The organism is Algoriphagus resistens (assembly GCF_001442615.1).
Lineage (GTDB): Bacteria > Bacteroidota > Bacteroidia > Cytophagales > Cyclobacteriaceae > Algoriphagus > Algoriphagus resistens.
Map to the genome: position 1 here is coordinate 233,082 of NZ_LMXN01000007.1, position 18,444 is coordinate 251,525.

Consider the following 18,444-nt stretch of genomic DNA (forward strand, 5'->3'; position numbering starts at 1 on the left):
TCTATTTTCTAGTTCGGAAATTCGCATCGTAAAGATCAACACTTTCCTGTATGATTCGCTTCGCATCCTCCTTACCAAGGAAATCTTCCACTTTCACTTCTTTATTTTCGAGCTTTTTGTAGTCCTCAAAGAATCTGTGCACTTCCTTCATTAAGTGGGGAGGAAGATCATCGATATCATTGATGTAGTTTACAGATTGGTCACCTGCAGCCACGGCAATGATCTTATCATCTGCTTCACCGCCATCGATCATACGCATCACACCGATCACTTTGGCTTCTACCAAACACATCGAAGGAATATCAATTTGAGAAATAATGAGAATATCCAATGGGTCATGATCTTCACAGAAAGTCTGTGGAATAAATCCATAATTTGCTGGATAATGCACCGCAGAAAAGAGCACGCGGTCTAGCATCAGCATTCCGGTCTTCTTATCCAACTCGTACTTTCCTTTACTACCCTTAGGTATTTCAATTACACCTGTTACGAATTCAGGGGCATTTTTCCCAATGTTGACGTCATGCCAGGGATTAATCATAATATCTTGAATTAGTTAATAAAAAGTGAAGCTTTTCGCAAAGCCCGTGCAAAGATACAGTTTAGCATGAAAATGCCCAGAAACCACTCACTATTTCATGTTTGGCAAAGTGACTTTAAAGATAGTACTTTCTCCAAATACTGATTTCAGATCAATTCTTCCGCCGATTTGCTCCACAGCTTCTTTTACCATGTAGAGCCCTAACCCGGTCCCAACATTTTTCTGTGTGGCCCGGCTAAACAAATTGAACACATCGGATAGATGCTTCTCCTCTATTCCTATTCCATTGTCTTCAATGGAAATAGTCGCCTCCGATTCTCCTACATCAATTCTCAGGCTTATACTTTTGTCCCTATGCTCTGCTCTCTGAAATTGGACCGCATTACTGAAAAGGTTGTTGATGATTACTCGGATTTTAGAGTCATCAGAATAAAACTTACTCTCTTGATTAATCTCAATAGCCACCTTAACATGGCCTATGTCAATTTTTTTCTTGTATACATCCAATTGCTGAGTGACTACGTCCTTGAAGTCTATCCCAACTATTTTATTGTCAATTTTTGTGGACCTGTAAAAATCCAGCATTTTATAAATAAAGTCATCCAACTTACCCGTAGCTGTATCTATCATTTCAAAATACTCTATCGCATTAGAATCTTTGAGTTCCATTTTGGCCAATTTGGACACCCCTGAAATACTCATCAATGGCCCTCTTAATTCATGTGATAAGCTGTAAACAAATTGATTCATCTCTGAATGAAGCTTTTTGAGCTTTTCGTTCTTATCCTTCAGTTCTCGCCGCATAAAGTATATATCAGCAGCATTCTTAATTGAATTTTTGATCTGCTCAATATTCCAAGGTTTATCGATAAACCGGTAAACTTCACCTTTATTAATGGCATCTATCACGGATGCTATATCTGAATAACCAGTAAGCAATATCCGGATAGGATCAGGACTGAACTTCATAAGCTCTTCAAAAAATTCCGTACCAGTCATTCCCGGCATCCTTTGGTCAGCTATTACTACATGAACCTCTTCCTCTTTGGCAATCCTCAACCCTTCTTCAGCATCTATGGCTGTAAAAATTTTAAAGTCCTTTCTTAAAGTAGCTCTGAAAGACCTTAGATTATTGTCTTCATCGTCTATATAGAGGACATGAATTTTATCATTCATAGCGTTGAGTACTTTGATGTACCGGAAGGGTTATTTTAAATGTGGTTCCCTGGCCCTCTTCCGTGATTACCTCCAGCGTTCCTTTGTGATTTTCAATAATAGAATAAACTATTGAAAGCCCCAAACCTGTTCCTTTTCCTACAGCTTTTGTAGTAAAGAAAGGTTCAAAAACCCTCTGTTTCACATGCTCTGGCATACCAGGTCCATTATCTATAATTTCAATGGTGACCATATCTCCCAATGATCTGGTCCTAAGCTCTATTTTGGGATCCACAATAGAATCAATATGCTCAGCCAATGCCTGCACAGCATTATTAATGATATTCATCAATACCTGATTGATCTTGCCAGCCAGACATTCCACCAGAGGCAGCTCCCCGAAATCTCTGATGATTCTGATTTTACCTGGGATCGAGCTATTTAGGAGAATAATTGTACTGTTAATCCCATCGTGAAGATCTACTTTTTTTACATCCTGTTCATCTACACGGGAGAATATTCTTAGTCCTTTTACAATTTCAACAGTACGCTTTGCTCCATCATCCATTCCTTTCAGGAGTTGCTCTACTTCTTCCAGCACGTAATCCAATTCCAGATCTTCTTCAAGGTTTTTTGCCTCTTCTCTAGAAGCTTCAGTAAATTCTTTCTCTCCAGTTCGCCTATAGAATTCAACCACCTCCATGATATCTTTAATATCTCTTTTCAAAGGAATGATATTAGAGCTCACAAAATTGATAGGGTTATTTATTTCATGGGCAATCCCGGCAGTCAGCTGGCCCAAGGAGGCCATTTTTTCCTGATTAACAAGCTGGCTCTGTGTATTCTGAAGATTCCTCAATGCTTGCTCAAGCTCATCGGTTCTAATCCTGACCTTCTCTTCAAGCATGGTATTCTGCTGTTTGATCAATTCTTCATTTTCATGTAAAATCCGAAGTTTCTCAATTTGTTCATCCTCCTTTTCCTTTTTCAAAATATTGATTCGATCGGCCAAGGCAAGCGAAAGTAAAATCGCTTCAAGGGCGGTTCCCAGCAACATGGGTAAATTGGAAAAAGAACCGAAGTTAATTAGTCCCTGGTTCTGAAAAACAAAGAATAAAAGCCCAAAAAGGAAAAATCCCCATGCTGCTAAAAAATAAAATGCCGGACGGTACCCTTTTCTTGTCATCATTATTCCACTGCTCATGAAAAACACCACTACCAGGAGTGCCCCAATATCGGTAAATGAATAACTCAATGACACAAGACCAAACACTCTTCCTATTGCACCTAGCGAATAAACTATCAAAATGAGTGTTAGCCCTTTATTAATTAATGGAAGATATTTCTTAGTCTGCAGGAATTTCCTTAAAAACAGCACCCCAAATATCCCAGACAAGGATGAGAATACTATAATGCTGTGTTCATACCAAATTGGATTTTGAAAAAAAATCAAGAAATAACTATAGCCTAAGAGCGTAAGTTGAATGGCTGAAATAAAAAGAATGTAAAGGCAATAGAAGAAGTAGACTCTATCCTTAACAGAGAAGAATAAAAATAGATTATACAAAAATAAGGCAATCATGACCCCGACATAAACACTAACCAACGAAATAGTTTTTGTGTACTTATGATAAAATTCTTCTTCTGAGTCAATTGCCACCGAAAAATTAACCGGCTCAGTAGAGAATATTTTTAAATAATAAGTGTCACCCTTTTTTATTTCTACTTTAAAAATAGGATAGGGATATGTAAATGGATTTGACTTGCCAAGATGATCCAGATAAACTCTCTTGCTCTGCTCTATTGCCTCGCCATCTTCACTTTTATATAACTGTACGATACGGAAAGTGGGATTTCTGACCTCAATGATAGATTCTCCTTTGTTTTCCTCAAAACGTGCCAGATCAAGTTTTGCCCAGATTGTATCCGAGGTAAAGCCCAGCGAAAAATTTTCATTGTCCTCAGAAAAATCAACAGGCAAAAACTCTCCTTTTTCTTTCTTGAAAAAATCTATACCCTTGACTTTATCATCCTCGCTAAATAAATCAGACCGGAGTACAACAAAAGATAATAAAACAAATGACACTAACGCTAATACGCCCCAATACAAACTTCTTTTAGTGCCTCTCTTCATATTAAGGTAAGGTCATTAATGTTTAAGTCGAAGTGAATTTCCAGCAGCCCCTTAGGGCTTTCATCCAGTAATATCTGTTTTGGATTATTCCTGAGATTATCAATGTAATCCTTCTCTACAGGAATAGAATGAGGTAAATTTGTAACATCCTGTATTTCCATTATAGTAGCCACCAATCCCTCTTTGGGGTATAAAAAAGAGCCATTATCTCCAAGTGAGTGAATTATTTCGAAGCCAACAGATTGTGAATTTTTAACAGTGTAGGGAGAGCAAAATGCCATTAAGCTCTTTAATTTTAAAAATGAGGTAATTGCCACGCCTATTCTAATAAGGTAGATGCTCCCCAGTCCATAACCGGAAACTTCTCTCGAGTTCCACAGTCCGCAATACTCCGCTACCTCAAGATCTGTGTATTTTTTCATATAATCGACAATCCTGACATCTTTCTCTAGAATAGCTCCTTCCAAGGGAAGAGGAAAATTACTTCCCCGAAGTTGGATTCTCCCCCCTCCCAAAATCCTGTTTTGCCCATCCATAGATTCTACTAAAAGGAGGTATACATTGGGATTGTTCACCCAAGAGCGATCCGCCGAGGTTACTTTAGTCACGCCATAAGATTCTAAAACATTAAAGTGGCCTGCAATATATTTCTCGGTTTCTATCGGAGAAGAAACTGCCCTCACCACTCTAATTTTTACTTTCATGTTCAGCTATCAAGAGTTCATCTAAATCCACATACATTCGTCCAGAATATGAGGTCTGGGCACAAAGGATGTTTTTTGCAAAATAGGCAACCATAGCCCCCCCCATTACTACAGAGGAAGCTAATTGAGGCCAAGTAGTAATACTTTTACCCATTTCACCAATACTGAATTTCGCCCTTTCAGACAGCTTTTCAAAATCTAGAATGGACATCAGCAATTGATTTCGGTTCTCATCCAGATTTTCGAGTAGTTGGCTTTCCTCTCCAAACTTAGATAGCATCCCATGAAAAATGGGTCGGTCAGGTTCTAGATCAAAACGCTCCACATCTATCATCCCTCGGTCACTTGTATCCATTATCACTGGAATTTTTAGTTCTTTTGCTTTGACCCTACTTTTAATTTTCATCTCAAGGCTATCACATTCTTCTATCAACAGATCTAATTGCCCATCCCTGCGGAAAAAATCATCCATATTCCCTTCATGAATACCTTCATTATAAAGTACTATGTTTAAATAAGGATCTATCTCGGCTATTTCTCTGGCAACCAAAATAGATTTTTTTATCCCGATATTATAAACTCCTGTACGGATCCTGTTAAGATTGCTGAGTTCTAATGTATCAAAATCAGCTAATCTAAGCTCTCCGCATCCTCTTTCCAGTGCCAGGGTCAATGCTACACTTTGACCAACGGAAAGCCCAATTACACCGATTTTTTTAGTTTCCAGCGTTCGTTGCTCTTCATCAGTGATTTTGTGCTTATTTCTGATAGTCCGCACACTGACAAATTCATCCTTCGGGAGTAAATGAACCAAACAATTTCTCCATGGATAATACACCCAATTACCATATTTTTCAGGTGATTGACTTCCAAAAAAACCGATGATGGCTTCACCAAGTTCATCGGCACTATATTTTCTATGTGGATTCCGAAGTTTTATCAAATCGCCTATCTGAGACTTAATTTCATCATGAATGCGGAGCGATGAATCTTGTTGAAGCCTTTCTAGAATTCGGCCCGAGTCCCCATCTGAGGCATTAATAATCAATGGCTTATATTCTTCGTCAAAGGGTACGTCCATTTTTCTCGACATCAAAATTTACTAGTTAGACTTTAATATTTAGAATGAAATCCTTTCACTAAAATGCGATAAATAGCTAAACAATTTATAAAAATAAATAGCTGAATTTTATTTTCGCTTAAAATAGCACGTTCCATACGGGTTCAGTTTGATTCACAGGGGGTGTCAGGATACAATTCGGAAGGTGATCTGAATCAAAAGGAATCCCCCTTAATGGTATTTCATCTGGCAAGAATAGCAAAAAAAGACCTGATTTTAACATGAATCCAAAAAAACAAATCCTATCCGCTAATGAACTTTAAGCGATGAAAAATACTGCTATACCTGCTTTCTGATACAAATGTGAATCAAACAAATCTAGCAGAATCTTAGTTATTTAAAGAAGGAGTTATCATATTCTTCCAGTATTTTTTTTATATTTTCCATATTTCCAATAAAAAATTTGTAATAAAACTCTCAAAACCTGTGGAATTAAAAAAATGATCGAATATAGTTGTCGTTTTACACGGTTTTTTTTAGATTTTTGTATTCATGGAAGATAAAGCTACAGGAATCATTAAAATCCTATATTTGGATGATGAAGAAAATAATCTTCAGGCATTTAAAGCTACATTTAGGAGAGATTATAAAATTTTCTTGGCAATTTCGGCAGAAGAAGGGCGTGCTATTCTTTCAAAAGAAGAAATAGATATAATAATCACAGACCAGCGGATGCCCGAAGAAACAGGCGTAGAGTTTTTGGCATCCATAATTCCAGTTCATCCAGACCCGATCCGAATATTATTGACAGGGTATACAGATATTCAAGCCGTAATTGATTCGATTAATAAGGGGCAGGTCTACCACTATTTAACTAAACCCTGGGAAGAAGATTACTTACGGACAGTGATAAAGAATGCTTTCGAGATCTACACTCTTCGGCGAGAAAATGCCAAACTCACTCAAGAATTACTCAAAGCTAACGATCAACTAGAATTCTTGTTACGACAAAATTTACTTTCATAGGCTAATATCTCGCAGCCAGCAAAAGCTGAAGTTCCTTATGGCTGATACCGAACTTCTTACCCAAATAGGCATTTGTCAGACTTCCTCTATAAGTATAAACCCCCCTCAAAAACCATTTATAATTAAATATCATTTCTTCGGCCCCGCCTAGGTCAGCCATTTGAAGAATTACAGGTGTGAAAATATTGCTTAACGAATAAGAGGCTGTTCTTGCCACGCGTGAAGCAATGTTTGGCACACAATAATGTGTAATATCATGAACCTGGAATACAGGTTCATCATGGGAAGTCATTCTTCCAGTCTCTATACACCCTCCCTGATCAATGGCAACATCGATAATTATGCTTCCATGCATCATGTTAGCCACCATTTCTTCAGATACCACAATTTTATTCCGGCCTTTTTCAGCCCGCAGGGCACCGATTACCACATCCGCTTCAGAAAGTGCCTGATTTAGACTAAAATTATCAATAGTAGAAGTGTACACTTGCTGACCAAGCAACTGCTTTAGTCTTCTTAATTTGTAAATATGATTGTCAAAAATCTTAATATTTGCACCCAAGCCAAGAGCAGTCCGAGCAGCATATTCTGCTACTGTGCCTGCCCCTATGATAACCACTTGCGTAGGTGGAACTCCTGTCACTCCCCCCATAATCAATCCTTTACCATTATTTTCGCTGGAAAGATATTCAGCCGCAATCAGCATCACAGTACTTCCGGCTATCTCTGACATCGCCCTGACCACCGGCATCCCTCCTACCTTATCTTCCAGGTATTCAAATGCCACTGCAGTAATTTTTTTTTGATTCAGAGTTTGTATAAACTCCTGGCTCTGCCGCTCAAACTGCAATGCCGAGATCAAACAACTCCCAGTATTCATATATTCTAACTCCTCTGGGGTAGGGGGATCAATCTTGAGCACAATATCTGATTCAAAAACTTCCTTCTTAGAACTAGTCACCTTGGCTCCTGCATCCGAAAAATCCTGATCTGTAAACTTTGCATGTAAACCTGCTCCCGCCTCCACAATCACGTTGATGCCGTTATTTGAGAGTAAACCAACGGACTCAGGAGTAATGACTATTCTCTTTTCTTGAGTTGAGATCTCCTTGGGCAATCCTATTACCAGAGAATGATCTCTATTTCTCACCTTCGCTGGCATTTCTTTTGGGATCAGTCCCACCGCAGTTACTTGATCTATTTCAGCTGGCATCTTCGACATGTTGTAAATTCAGGGTTCGTTGCGTGTCGGAATCATTTATTATCCGAATGAGGAAAAACTTTTCTGGCAAAAATCCAGCAATTTTCTCTGCCCATTCCAACCAACAATAATTTCCACTATAAAAATACTCTTCTATTCCGATATCCAAAGCTTCAGCAGGATCATCCATTCTATAAAAATCAAAGTGGTAAAAAATTTCACCACTCTGGTTTCCATAATGATTCACAATCCCAAAAGTAGGGCTACTGACCTGGTCAGAAACGGTGAAAGCTTCCGCCAAGGCCTTAACCAGAGTAGTTTTACCCGCTCCCATGTCGCCTTGGAACACCCATACTTTTTCTTCTTTAGCAGCCTCTATCACGGCTTTTGCTGCCATTTCTATCTCATCTAGCTCGTATGTGAACTGGGTCAAATTCTCGGTTATTTTGGTGACAAATGAACGATCGGAATGATCATTTCCTCCAAAGATACACCTCCATGCTGAAAAGTATCCTTATAAAAGTTCACATAATAATTGTAATTATTGGGGTATGCAAAGAAATAATCCTCCACGGCAAACACATAGGTAGAAGAAACATTCAACCTAGGTAACTTTGCATCCTCAGGTTTTTTGATTTCGAATACTTTTCCCTGCTCAAAATTCAGGTTTTTCCCTTGCTTATACCGAAGGTTAGTCGTTACATTTTTATCTCCTATGATTCTATATGGCTTATTAACCCGCTTAGTACCGTGGTCCGTCGTGATGATCACTTCAGCCCCGGCATCATGGATCTTTTTCAACAATTCAAATAAAGAAGAATGCTCAAACCAGCTTGTTGTCAACGACCGGTAAGCTGATTCGTTGGGAGCCAATTCCCTTATCATTTTCATATCCGTCCTCGCATGCGAAACCATATCTACAAAATTGTAAACTAAAACATTCAGGTCATTTTGAAGAAAGGTATGGAATTGCTCTAGCACGGTTTTTCCCTGATGCGCTTGAATAATTTTATTATAGCTGGATTTTATTGAAAGCCTGTTTTTCTCCAAGTTGATTTTCAACCACTCTTCTTCAAAATTATTTTTCCCCTCATCCGAATCCTCATCTTCCCAAAAGTTGGGATAAAACCTCGCCATGTCCATAGGCATCATGCCGCTAAATAGGGCATTCCGTGCAAAAGCCGTAGTAGTAGGCAGAATACTATAATAGGTGTCTTTGTCTTTTATATTGAAATACGGAGCAATAATTGACTCTATGTCTTCCCACTGATCCAATCTGAAATTATCAATCACTATAAAGAAAAGAGGCTTTTTGTCTTTGACCTGAGGGAAAACTTTCTTCTTCATCACCTGATGTGAGAGCAAAGGTTTCACTGGATTTTTTTCTTCCAGCCAGTCTAAGTAATTCTCCTTTATGAATTTGCAAAAATTAGAATTCGCTTCAATTTTCTGCGATTCCAATACAGGAAGCATATTTTTGTTTTCAGTATCATCAATCTGCATCTCCCAGTAAGTCAACTTCCGGTAGATATCAGCCCAATCCTGATGGTCCTCCGCATCCCCAAACGCCATGCTTATATTCATAAAATCCTGCTGATAGCTCTGGGTAGTGCGCTGGTCAATGAGTTGCTTGTTTTGGAGAAGCTTCTTCACAGAGAGTAAAATCTGATTCGGATTAATGGGTTTGATCAGATAGTCCGCAATCTTCCCACCGATGGCATCATCCATAATATGTTCCTCCTCACTCTTTGTGATCATCACCACCGGCACCTGGGGTTTCATTTGCTTGATTTGCTGCAGTGTTTCAAGTCCTGTCATTCCAGGCATCATTTCATCGAGGAAGATTACATCGAAGTTTTTGTTTTCTACTTCCTCTATTGCATCTACTCCAGAATTGGCAGTGGTGATGGCGTATCCTTTTTGTTCAAGAAAAAGAATGTGTGGTTTGAGCAAGTCGATTTCATCGTCTGCCCAGAGTATGTTGAATTTTTGAGACATTTTAGATTCCGTTTCTTTTAAAATTATAATTACTTTTGAGTCAAACAAAAAAGGCCTCCTTGAAAAGCCAGAAGATACTAAACGACCCGGTTTACGGATTTATCACGATCCCAAGCGAGTTGATTTTTACGATTATCGACCATCCTTATTTTCAACGATTGCGGAGAATAAAGCAACTGGGACTGACTGATTTTGTCTATCCTGGTGCACTTCATACCCGATTCCATCATGCGATCGGGGCAATGCATCTGATGAGTATTACATTGGACAATCTACGAATAAAAGGCACTGAAATTACAGATGAGGAGTATGAAGCTGCGCTTATTGCTATTCTTTTGCATGACATTGGGCATGGACCTTTTTCGCATGCCCTGGAATACAGCTTACTCAATGGCTTACCCCATGAAGAGCTTTCTCTTCTGACTATAGAACTCCTGAATCAGGAGTTTGGTGGCAAATTAGAACTTACTTTAAGAATATTTAAGAATCAGTACGATCGTAAATTCTTTCATCAACTCGTTTCCAGCCAGTTAGACATTGATCGGTTGGACTACCTCCAGCGTGATTGTTTTTTCACAGGAGTGTCCGAAGGCACCATAGGTGCGGATCGAATCATTAAAATGATGGATGTGAAAAATGATCAGGTCGTCATTGAAGAAAAAGGAATTTATTCCATTGAAAATTTTCTAAGCGCACGTCGCTTGATGTATTGGCAAGTATATTTGCACAAAACCACCGTCAGTGCGGAGAAAATGCTTATCAAGCTTATCAAGCGGGCAAGATTTCTACGTCAGTCGGGTTCCCAATTTACGATCACTGATGAATTTGATTTCTTCTTGAATCAAAATATATCACTTGCGGATTTTCGAACTAACCCCGATTATTTGCGATTGTTCCTTGAAATGGATGATTTTGATATTTGGGGAGCAGTGAAACTCTGGAAAAAACATCCAGATTATGTACTTAGGAATATTTCTCAGATGTTCCTGACACGTAATCTTTTCAAAATCAATCTAACAAATGAACCTTTTTCTTCAGAAGCAATTGCAGAGTTAAAGGAAAAGACAATCTCCAAGCTTCAGATACCTAGAGATGATTTGGATTATTTCTTTTCTCATGGAGCTGTCAGCAACTATGGATACCTAGCTAAAGACAGAATTAACATTTTGACAAAAAAAGGAAAGGTAATTGATGTAGCTCAGGCGGCAGACCTCCCAAACATAAAAGTCATGAGTAAAATCGTGGAGAAACATTATGTATGTAAGGCCAAAGGCCTAAATTTAATTTATTAACTCCGTTTATACTATTTATGGAATTTACCCTCGGACAAGTTGCTGCAATCCTTCAGGGAAAAGTAGAAGGCGATGAAAACCAAAAAGTATCCCGATTGGATAAAATCCAGGAGGGAAAGCAAGGAGGCATAAGCTTTTTGGCAAATGAAAAATACACCCCATTCATCTATGACACGGAGGCAACAGCAGTAATTGTTTCCAACAACTTTACTCCTACTAAAACCCTGAAAACTAATTTGATCAGGGTAGAAGATGCTTACACAGGTTTCACAAAACTACTTGAAGCTTACTCCATGTTCATGAAGAGCAGCCTAGTGGGAGTTGAAGAGCCTTGTTATATAGATCCAAGCTCTAAAGTTGGCGAGCAAATTTATAGAGGGGCATTTTCTTACATTGGAAAAAACTGCACAATCGGTGATTCTGTCAAAATCCAAAGTCATGTACACATCGGTGATCGCGTACAAATAGGTGACAATACTATAATTCATGCAGGCGCGAAAATCTGCGCTGATTCTATAATTGGAAGCAATTGCGAGATCCATCCCGGCGCAGTAATCGGCGCTGACGGATTTGGGTTTGCTCCACAAGAAGATGGGACTTACAAGGCAATCCCTCAAATAGGCAATGTAATCCTGGAAGACAATGTAAGTGTAGGTGCAAACAGTACTATAGATTGTGCCACGATGGGTTCCACGGTGATTAAAAAAGGTGCAAAAATAGACAATTTAGTCCAGATCGCACACAATGTGATCATCGGCGAAAATACTGTAATCGCTTCCCAAACGGGAATTTCAGGATCAACAGTGATTGGAAAAAATTGCGTAATTGCAGGCAAAGCAGGAATAGTTGGCCATTTAAAAATTGCCGATAATACGACCATTGGTGCCAATACTGGTATAAGTAAGAACATCTCTAAGTCAGGAACCACCCTATTTGGGTATATTGGAATGGACATGAAAAACTTCCTGAAATCCTATTCCATTTTCAAAAACCTGGAAGCAATGGAAGACCGCATAAGAGAACTAGAAAAAAAGCAGTAAATTTGCAGCCTTTAGCATGCTGAACGGCTCAAAAATCAGATGAAAGTAAAACAACACACCATTAAAAAGCAGGTGGAAATATCCGGGGTGGGGCTACACACTGGAGTCATTTCAAACATGACATTTCTGCCAGCACCCCCAAATCACGGATATAAGTTTCAGCGAATTGACCTGGAAGGCAGACCAACAGTAGATGCAGATTGCGACCTGGTAGTAGATGTATCCCGAGGTACTACCTTGGAGCAAAATGGCGCCCGTGTATATACAGTAGAGCATGTCCTGGCAGCATTAGTTGGACTAGAAATCGACAATGTGCTCATTCAGCTGGATGGCCCCGAACCTCCAATTATGGATGGGTCATCCATTCAATTTATAGAAGTGTTGGAAGATGCAGGTTTTGAGGAGCAAAATGCGCTTCGCAGATTCTTTGAAGTCCAGGAAAGTATCCAATACAAAGATTCCGCAAGGGAGGTAGAAATGGTGGCCTTGCCGACTGACAACTATCGTGTGACCGTGATGGTCGATTACAACTCGCCAGTTCTAGGCAGCCAACATGCGTCTATTACAGACATCGGCCAGTTCAGATCGGAGATTGCTTCTTGTCGTACTTTTTGCTTTTTGCATGAGCTGGAAATGCTATATAACTCAAACCTAATCAAAGGTGGGGATTTGAACAATGCCATCGTAGTGGTGGACCGAATAGTAGAAGAAAGAGAGTTGGTTCATTTGGCCAAAATGTTTAACAAGCCAAAAGTTGAGGTAAAGAAAGAAGGTATTCTCAATAATGTGGACTTACGCTATCGAAATGAGCCGGCGAGACATAAGTTGTTGGATGTAGTTGGGGACTTGGCACTTGTAGGACGCCCTCTGAAAGCTCAGATTATGGCCGCACGGCCTGGTCATGCAGCAAATGTAGCTTTCGCAAAGAAAATAAAACGTGCTATGGAGAAGTCTGGCACTTCGCATATTCCATATTACGACCCAAAATTACCTCCGGTGATGGATATCAATCAGATTAGCAGCATTTTGCCGCATAGATACCCATTCCAACTCCTTGATAAAATTATTTATCTTGATAACACAGTAGTGGCAGGAGTAAAAAATGTCACGATCAATGAACCATTTTTTATGGGACATTTTCCTGCCAACCCAGTGATGCCTGGTGTATTACAGGTAGAGGCAATGGCTCAGACGGGAGGAATATTAGTTTTGAGTACAGTAGATGATCCAGAAAATTACTGGACCTATTTTCTAGGAATTGAAAACTGTAAGTTTAGAAAAATGGTTCTTCCTGGTGATACTCTCATTTTTAAATGTGAACTTTTGGCCCCGATAAGAAGAGGTATAGCAAAAATGCGTGGTGAAGCTTATGTAGGAAATACACTAGTATGTGAGGCCGTAATGACAGCAAGCATAACCCGAAAAGAATCATGATCAGTACTTTAGCCCATATTGACCCGAAAGCAAAAATCGGTAAAAACGTGCAAATTGATCCATTCACGATGATTGGTGAGAATGTCACTATAGGTGATAATACTTGGATCGGACCAAATGTCACCATTTTTTCCGGAGCAAATATTGGGAAAAACTGCAAGATATTTCCTGGAGCCGTGATAGCCGGCATCCCACAGGATTTAAAATTCCAAGGGGAAGATTCTACGGTAATGATCGGTGACAACACCACCATCAGGGAGTGTGTTACTATCAGTAGAGGCACAGTAGAGAAACAGACAACAGTCATCGGAAACCACTGCTTGCTAATGGCCTATGTTCACGTAGCGCATGATTGCGTGATTGGGAGCCATGTCATCATCGCAAATTCTGTACAGATTGCCGGTCATGTATCCATAGATGATTGGGCTATTGTAGGCGGTTCAAGTGCAGTTCATCAGTTTGTGAAAATCGGCATGCACTCCATGGTATCAGGAGGATCTTTGGTGAGGAAGGATGTCCCCCCATTTACCAAAGCGGCCCGTGAGCCGCTTTCTTATGCGGGTGTAAATTCTTTGGGATTACGAAGAAGAGGTTTTTCAAGCGAGTCCATTTCCCATATTCAGGAAGTCTATCGCTATCTTTTTCTCAACAGCATGAACAATAGTCGAGCCTTGGAAGAAATCGAAGTTAATCTACCTGCAACAAAAGAAAGAGATGAGATTTTGAACTTCATCCGCTCATCAGAACGTGGAGTCATGAAAGGCTACATCAATTAACCATGCTAAAAATCCACTTAGAAGAAGCTTCAAAACGCTTCCAATACGAATGGATTTTTAAAAATCTAAGCCTTGAATTATCTCAGGGTGATTCTTTGGCTATAACTGGAAGTAATGGATCAGGGAAATCTACTTTGTTGAAATGTCTGAGCGGCGTAATACCGATCACTTCCGGAAAAATAGATTATCTAGTAAGTGGAAAATCGATCTCGGAAACAGATTGGTTTTCGTTCTTGACTATTTCTGCTCCCTATATGGAAATGCCGGAAGAATTTACCCTGGAGGAACTGCTCAATTTTCACTTCAAATTCAAAAAACCTTTAGATAGAATCTCCTCAAAAGAAATCATCGAACAACTTTACCTGACTCAGCATATTTCAAAGCCTGTGGGGCAATTTTCCTCAGGTATGAAGCAACGCTTGAAACTAGGATTGGCTCTTTTTTCTGATGTCCCTTTGATATTTCTAGATGAACCGACATCCAACCTTGACCGTAAAGGAATAGAGTGGTATCAGGAACTGATAAACCAATATGGGAAGAACAGAATTCTGGTGATTTGCTCTAATGAGCCTCGAGAATATGAATTTTGCAGGCAAAAAATAGTTCTGGAAGAGTTCAAGTAGGGATAGTTATAAACTTAAATTCTTATCTTTAATCATACGGTTTTTAATTGTTGAACACATGAAATCGAGCATGACGAAAACGTCACAAACCGGGATGATTATCAACCATGCGAGATTCCATATGCCCCTTAAAAGACAAATTATTATCATATGAAATCATGGTTTCTCAGATCTCTCCTACTGACTTTTCTTACTGTGGCAATCCAAGGCTGTGGTGGGGAAGATCCTGATCCGCCAGTGAAAACTGCTGAAGAAACTGCTTTAGAAGCGTTGACTGGTACTGGCTCACAAGCTTGGGGTATTGATGGAGGTGGTTCTGTAGAACGGGACGGTGTGACAGTCACTAATATATATACCGGATATGAACTTGTGTTGAAATCAGGCTCCTCCAAGACCTACACTTCTAAAAACAGCAATGACCTTTTTGATGCTTCCGGAACCTGGACTTTTGAGGGAAGCAACTTTGACAAGTTCATACTCTCTGGCTCAAAGCCAGCAGCGGGAAGGGAGATTTCTTTTACTCAAACGAATAATAAGCTAAAACTCACCTTTACCATTCCAGCTCCTGAAGCTAGAGTCAATGGAGTGCTAGCCGTGGCAGGAAGCTATACGTTCAATTTGATCAAGCAGTAAAAAACACTTAAAGCAAAGGGAGCAGAATATTTGCTCCCTTTGCTTTATTTCAATGTGACCAGCGTCACTCCTGCTCCGCCACGATCTGCGTGTTCATCTTCCATATGGCTAACCTGCCCCATATTTTTCAGAAAATTGCGCGTCAAATCCCTCAAAATCCCATTTCCTTTACCATGGACAATCCTAAGATCTTTCAACCCAAGCATGTATCCTTCATCAATGAATGTCTGAATCAGTGAAAGAATCTCTTCACCGCGCTTGCCCCTCAAATCGAGATTGGGTGAATAGTCCATCATCTTTTCGTTAGTATTATAGCCACTTCGGACGACCGCTGCTTTCTTCTCTTTTTTGACTTCACCCTGAGATATTTTCTCAAGTCTCGAGAGTTTTACCTTTGACTTGAGTTCTCCTATGGAAACCTCGATCTCATTGCCCTTGGCCTGAAGCACTTCGGCAATTGCACCGTTATCTTTGACCCTCACCCAGTCTCCTGCCGCAATCTTACCCCCCAGTACTTTGATCTCTGAACTTTTGATTGCAGTCTTTTCCGGTTTGACCTTTTCCCTGAATTCTTCCAGATTCTTGCGAACCTGCTTGGTCGTTTCCTTCTCAGCTTTGCCTTCTTTGATCTCACGAATAGTAGCTTCTATCTTCTTATTCGCCTGATCTAGCAATTGCTTCGCTTCTTGTTTTGCCTCTTGGATATAGCGTTTTTTGGTAGTTTCCATTGTCTCCTTCAGCTCATTGTACTCCTGAAGGCGGGTTTTCAGCAGACGTTCTTTCGATTTTACATCTGCCAATAAGGTGGCGTATTGGTTTTTCTCATTCTCTACCTGCGTGAGTAATCTGTCGTAGCGTACACGCTCCTCACCGATTTGGGCTTTTGCATAATTCAAAATATCCTTCGGAATTCCGATCTTCGAGGCGATCTCTAACGCAAAAGAAGAACCAGGTTTCCCGATTTCAAGTTGATAAAGCGGTTCAAGCTTATCTACATCATAGCGCATCGCTCCATTCACCATTCCCTGGTTTTTGTTTGCGATTTGCTTGAGATTGCCGTAGTGAGTCGTAATCACACCATATGCGCCGAGTTTATTTAATGCCAAAAGAATGGATTCGGCTATTGCACCACCAAACTGAGGTTCTGTGCCAGTACCGAATTCATCTATAAAGAGAATGGTTTTTTTATTGGCAAAAAGCGAAAAATGCTTCATACTCATCAGGTGAGAACTATAAGTACTTAGGTCATTTTCCAAGTTTTGTTCATCTCCGATATCAATAAAAAAATTGTCAAAAAGTGAACTTTTGGAATCCGGATGCACTGGAATCAGCATCCCGCATTGCAACATATACTGTAGCAAAGCTACAGTTTTGAGTGTTACTGATTTACCTCCCGCATTTGGCCCTGAGATGACAAGTAAACGCTCGTGACCACTGAGTCTGACCTCTAAAGGCACTATATTTTTCCCTTGGGATTTAAGCGCCATTTCCAGTAATGGATGCCTGGCCTCAGTCCAGGTCAATTGCCTTTCCTTGGTAATTTCCGGTCGGCAGCTAGCTGTTTTCAATGCAAATTTTGCTTTGGCGCGAATAAAATCCATTAAACCCAAGAAATTGGTTGCCTTCCTCAATGCAGGGATAGCAGGTCTGATTTTATCAGTCAGCTGAGTAAGTATCTTGATAATTTCCCGACGCTCCATGTACTCAAGATCCCGGATCTCATTGTTGATATCCAGCGCTTCTTCAGGCTCCATATAGACTGTCTGACCTGTGGCAGATTCATCATGAATAAAACCACGAAGCTTTCGCTTGTTCTCTGCCGCAATAGGTATCACCAATCTGCCTGAACGGATAGTAATCGCAGAATCTTCCGGGGTAAGTCCTTTCGCCCTGGCTTCCTTGAAAATACGCTCCATAACTTTGCGTAAGCGGCTTTCTTCATAAGAAATCTGACTCCGGATCAGCTGCAAATCCTTACTGGCATTACTTCTCATTTTGCCCTTTTCATCGATAATCAGCTCGATGGCTTTGAGCAAACTCATATCCAGATCCATGAGCAATCCTAGCAATTGACTCAACACAGGATATTCTGCTTCCCTTTTCAGAAAAAAAGAAACACAGCCTCTCAGCGTATCCAAGGAAAGCTTAATCTCATAAAAATCCTCAACATCAAGAAAGGCATTTTCCAACTTCGCTTTTTCTAAATACGGGTTGAGATTGGTAAAATTGGAAGAGGGAAATAACTCCCCGGAAATCAGGATCTGACGAAACTCCTCGGTCTGATCCAGTAATTTTGTAATCAGATTATAATCGGAAGAAAAAACCAAACGGTCGACATACTGCATCCCGAGTGGAGAAGTGCATTCTCCTTTCAGCAGTTCTTTGATCTTGATGAAATTTACCTTTTGTTGGAGGTTGCCTGGGTATAGCATTAAAATTGTTCTTTAATTCCTTCAGATGATTCCCTCACCAGAAGAGAATCTACCACGCGTGAATAAATCTGCTCCATCTCAGCTGGATCGCGCAAGTAATACAACATACTTTGGGTAAATACCGAATCACTCACTTTATGTTTGATAAATACATCCTTCTCAAGCAGTTTATAAAGCACCTTGGATGAATCATATGCCACCGGCATAGCACTCGTAAGTCCCTCAGTAATATGGATATCTATCAGCACTTCTACCATCTTATCCTGGGATAATAATTCATCGGGCCTTTTGGCAGTGTCACAGGCTGCCAGGAATAGAAAGCAAAAACTCAGTATCAATAATCTTTTCACAGGTCAAAATTAGGTTTTTTTAACGGAAAATCTCCCCAACCTTCA

The 18,444-nt window shown here is 39.9% G+C and carries 17 protein-coding genes; 7 read left to right on the forward strand and 10 right to left on the reverse strand.

Going from position 1 to position 18,444, the window contains the following annotated elements; genetic code table 11:
• Position 1 precedes the first annotated feature (1 nt).
• From AS141_RS14560 to AS141_RS14580, 5 genes are all read right to left on the reverse strand, one after another.
• Positions 2-541 (reverse strand): inorganic diphosphatase, encoded by a 540-nt coding sequence (locus AS141_RS14560; RefSeq protein WP_057938395.1) that lies wholly within the window; start codon positions 539-541, stop codon positions 2-4.
• A 90-nt stretch (positions 542-631) separates the two neighbouring features.
• Positions 632-1,717, reverse strand: a complete 1,086-nt coding sequence (locus AS141_RS14565) for a hybrid sensor histidine kinase/response regulator (RefSeq protein ID WP_057938396.1) — start codon at positions 1,715-1,717, stop codon at positions 632-634.
• Positions 1,710-3,830 (reverse strand): sensor histidine kinase, encoded by a 2,121-nt coding sequence (locus tag AS141_RS14570; RefSeq protein WP_057938397.1) that lies wholly within the window; start codon positions 3,828-3,830, stop codon positions 1,710-1,712. The genes AS141_RS14565 and AS141_RS14570 overlap by 8 nt, the downstream gene beginning before the upstream one ends.
• Positions 3,827-4,534, reverse strand: a complete 708-nt coding sequence (locus AS141_RS14575) for a hypothetical protein (RefSeq protein ID WP_057938398.1) — start codon at positions 4,532-4,534, stop codon at positions 3,827-3,829. The genes AS141_RS14570 and AS141_RS14575 overlap by 4 nt, the downstream gene beginning before the upstream one ends.
• Complete coding sequence (locus AS141_RS14580) at positions 4,518-5,627, reverse strand: ThiF family adenylyltransferase (protein WP_057938399.1); 1,110 nt, start codon at positions 5,625-5,627, stop codon at positions 4,518-4,520. The genes AS141_RS14575 and AS141_RS14580 overlap by 17 nt, the downstream gene beginning before the upstream one ends.
• 519 nt (positions 5,628-6,146) lie before the next feature.
• Here AS141_RS14580 and AS141_RS14585 point away from each other — a divergent pair.
• Positions 6,147-6,620 carry a response regulator gene (locus AS141_RS14585; protein ID WP_057938400.1) on the forward strand — a complete coding sequence of 158 codons (474 nt, stop codon included), beginning with the start codon at positions 6,147-6,149 and terminating at the stop codon, positions 6,618-6,620.
• A gap of 1 nt (position 6,621) precedes the next feature.
• Here AS141_RS14585 and AS141_RS14590 read toward each other — a convergent pair whose 3' ends face one another.
• Genes AS141_RS14590 through porX form a run of 3 tightly spaced genes read right to left on the reverse strand, consistent with a single transcriptional unit; the run spans position 6,622 to position 9,819 of the window.
• Positions 6,622-7,833: an alanine dehydrogenase gene (locus AS141_RS14590; RefSeq protein WP_087149422.1), complete on the reverse strand. Its 1,212-nt coding sequence runs from the start codon at positions 7,831-7,833 to the stop codon at positions 6,622-6,624.
• Positions 7,823-8,254, reverse strand: coding sequence for a tRNA (adenosine(37)-N6)-threonylcarbamoyltransferase complex ATPase subunit type 1 TsaE (gene tsaE, locus AS141_RS14595; RefSeq protein WP_394331079.1), 432 nt, complete (start codon positions 8,252-8,254; stop codon positions 7,823-7,825). The genes AS141_RS14590 and tsaE overlap by 11 nt, the downstream gene beginning before the upstream one ends.
• Positions 8,255-8,262: 8 nt before the next feature.
• Entirely contained in the window at positions 8,263-9,819 is a 1,557-nt protein-coding gene (gene porX, locus AS141_RS14600; protein ID WP_057938403.1) for a T9SS response regulator signal transducer PorX, read from the reverse strand.
• 59 nt (positions 9,820-9,878) lie between these two features.
• Here porX and AS141_RS14605 point away from each other — a divergent pair, with 59 nt between their 5' ends.
• From AS141_RS14605 to AS141_RS14630, 6 genes are all read left to right on the forward strand, one after another.
• Positions 9,879-11,111 (forward strand): HD domain-containing protein, encoded by a 1,233-nt coding sequence (locus AS141_RS14605; RefSeq protein WP_057938440.1) that lies wholly within the window; start codon positions 9,879-9,881, stop codon positions 11,109-11,111.
• Between the two features lie 17 nt (positions 11,112-11,128).
• Positions 11,129-12,151 carry a UDP-3-O-(3-hydroxymyristoyl)glucosamine N-acyltransferase gene (gene lpxD, locus AS141_RS14610; RefSeq protein ID WP_057938404.1) on the forward strand — a complete coding sequence of 341 codons (1,023 nt, stop codon included), beginning with the start codon at positions 11,129-11,131 and terminating at the stop codon, positions 12,149-12,151.
• 39 nt (positions 12,152-12,190) lie between these two features.
• Complete coding sequence (locus AS141_RS14615) at positions 12,191-13,585, forward strand: bifunctional UDP-3-O-[3-hydroxymyristoyl] N-acetylglucosamine deacetylase/3-hydroxyacyl-ACP dehydratase (RefSeq protein WP_057938405.1); 1,395 nt, start codon at positions 12,191-12,193, stop codon at positions 13,583-13,585.
• Entirely contained in the window at positions 13,582-14,361 is a 780-nt protein-coding gene (gene lpxA, locus AS141_RS14620) for an acyl-ACP--UDP-N-acetylglucosamine O-acyltransferase (RefSeq protein ID WP_057938406.1), read from the forward strand. The genes AS141_RS14615 and lpxA overlap by 4 nt, the downstream gene beginning before the upstream one ends.
• A gap of 2 nt (positions 14,362-14,363) precedes the next feature.
• Positions 14,364-14,984 (forward strand): ABC transporter ATP-binding protein, encoded by a 621-nt coding sequence (locus tag AS141_RS14625; RefSeq protein WP_057938407.1) that lies wholly within the window; start codon positions 14,364-14,366, stop codon positions 14,982-14,984.
• Between the two features lie 150 nt (positions 14,985-15,134).
• Positions 15,135-15,617 carry a hypothetical protein gene (locus tag AS141_RS14630; protein WP_057938408.1) on the forward strand — a complete coding sequence of 161 codons (483 nt, stop codon included), beginning with the start codon at positions 15,135-15,137 and terminating at the stop codon, positions 15,615-15,617.
• 44 nt (positions 15,618-15,661) lie between these two features.
• On the opposite strand, the gene AS141_RS14635 is transcribed toward AS141_RS14630, so the two are convergent.
• Together AS141_RS14635 and AS141_RS14640 are read right to left on the reverse strand one after the other, a co-directional pair.
• A complete protein-coding gene (locus tag AS141_RS14635) occupies positions 15,662-18,049 on the reverse strand; it encodes an endonuclease MutS2 (protein WP_057938409.1) in 2,388 nt (795 codons plus the stop codon).
• Positions 18,049-18,399 (reverse strand): DUF4296 domain-containing protein, encoded by a 351-nt coding sequence (locus AS141_RS14640; protein WP_057938410.1) that lies wholly within the window; start codon positions 18,397-18,399, stop codon positions 18,049-18,051. Before AS141_RS14640 ends, AS141_RS14635 begins: the two co-directional genes overlap by 1 nt.
• Positions 18,400-18,444: the final 45 nt, after the last annotated feature.

Coding starts and splice junctions, on each gene's coding strand:
- AS141_RS14560 (WP_057938395.1), bottom strand. CDS start 541: ATGATTAATCCCTGGCATGACGTCAACATTGGGAAAAATGCCCCTGAA.
- AS141_RS14565 (WP_057938396.1), bottom strand. CDS start 1,717: ATGAATGATAAAATTCATGTCCTCTATATAGACGATGAAGACAATAAT.
- AS141_RS14570 (WP_057938397.1), bottom strand. CDS start 3,830: ATGAAGAGAGGCACTAAAAGAAGTTTGTATTGGGGCGTATTAGCGTTA.
- AS141_RS14575 (WP_057938398.1), bottom strand. CDS start 4,534: ATGAAAGTAAAAATTAGAGTGGTGAGGGCAGTTTCTTCTCCGATAGAA.
- AS141_RS14580 (WP_057938399.1), bottom strand. CDS start 5,627: ATGTCGAGAAAAATGGACGTACCCTTTGACGAAGAATATAAGCCATTG.
- AS141_RS14585 (WP_057938400.1), top strand. CDS start 6,147: ATGGAAGATAAAGCTACAGGAATCATTAAAATCCTATATTTGGATGAT.
- AS141_RS14590 (WP_087149422.1), bottom strand. CDS start 7,833: ATGCCAGCTGAAATAGATCAAGTAACTGCGGTGGGACTGATCCCAAAA.
- porX (WP_057938403.1), bottom strand. CDS start 9,819: ATGTCTCAAAAATTCAACATACTCTGGGCAGACGATGAAATCGACTTG.
- lpxD (WP_057938404.1), top strand. CDS start 11,129: ATGGAATTTACCCTCGGACAAGTTGCTGCAATCCTTCAGGGAAAAGTA.
- AS141_RS14615 (WP_057938405.1), top strand. CDS start 12,191: ATGAAAGTAAAACAACACACCATTAAAAAGCAGGTGGAAATATCCGGG.
- lpxA (WP_057938406.1), top strand. CDS start 13,582: ATGATCAGTACTTTAGCCCATATTGACCCGAAAGCAAAAATCGGTAAA.
- AS141_RS14625 (WP_057938407.1), top strand. CDS start 14,364: ATGCTAAAAATCCACTTAGAAGAAGCTTCAAAACGCTTCCAATACGAA.
- AS141_RS14630 (WP_057938408.1), top strand. CDS start 15,135: ATGAAATCATGGTTTCTCAGATCTCTCCTACTGACTTTTCTTACTGTG.
- AS141_RS14635 (WP_057938409.1), bottom strand. CDS start 18,049: ATGCTATACCCAGGCAACCTCCAACAAAAGGTAAATTTCATCAAGATC.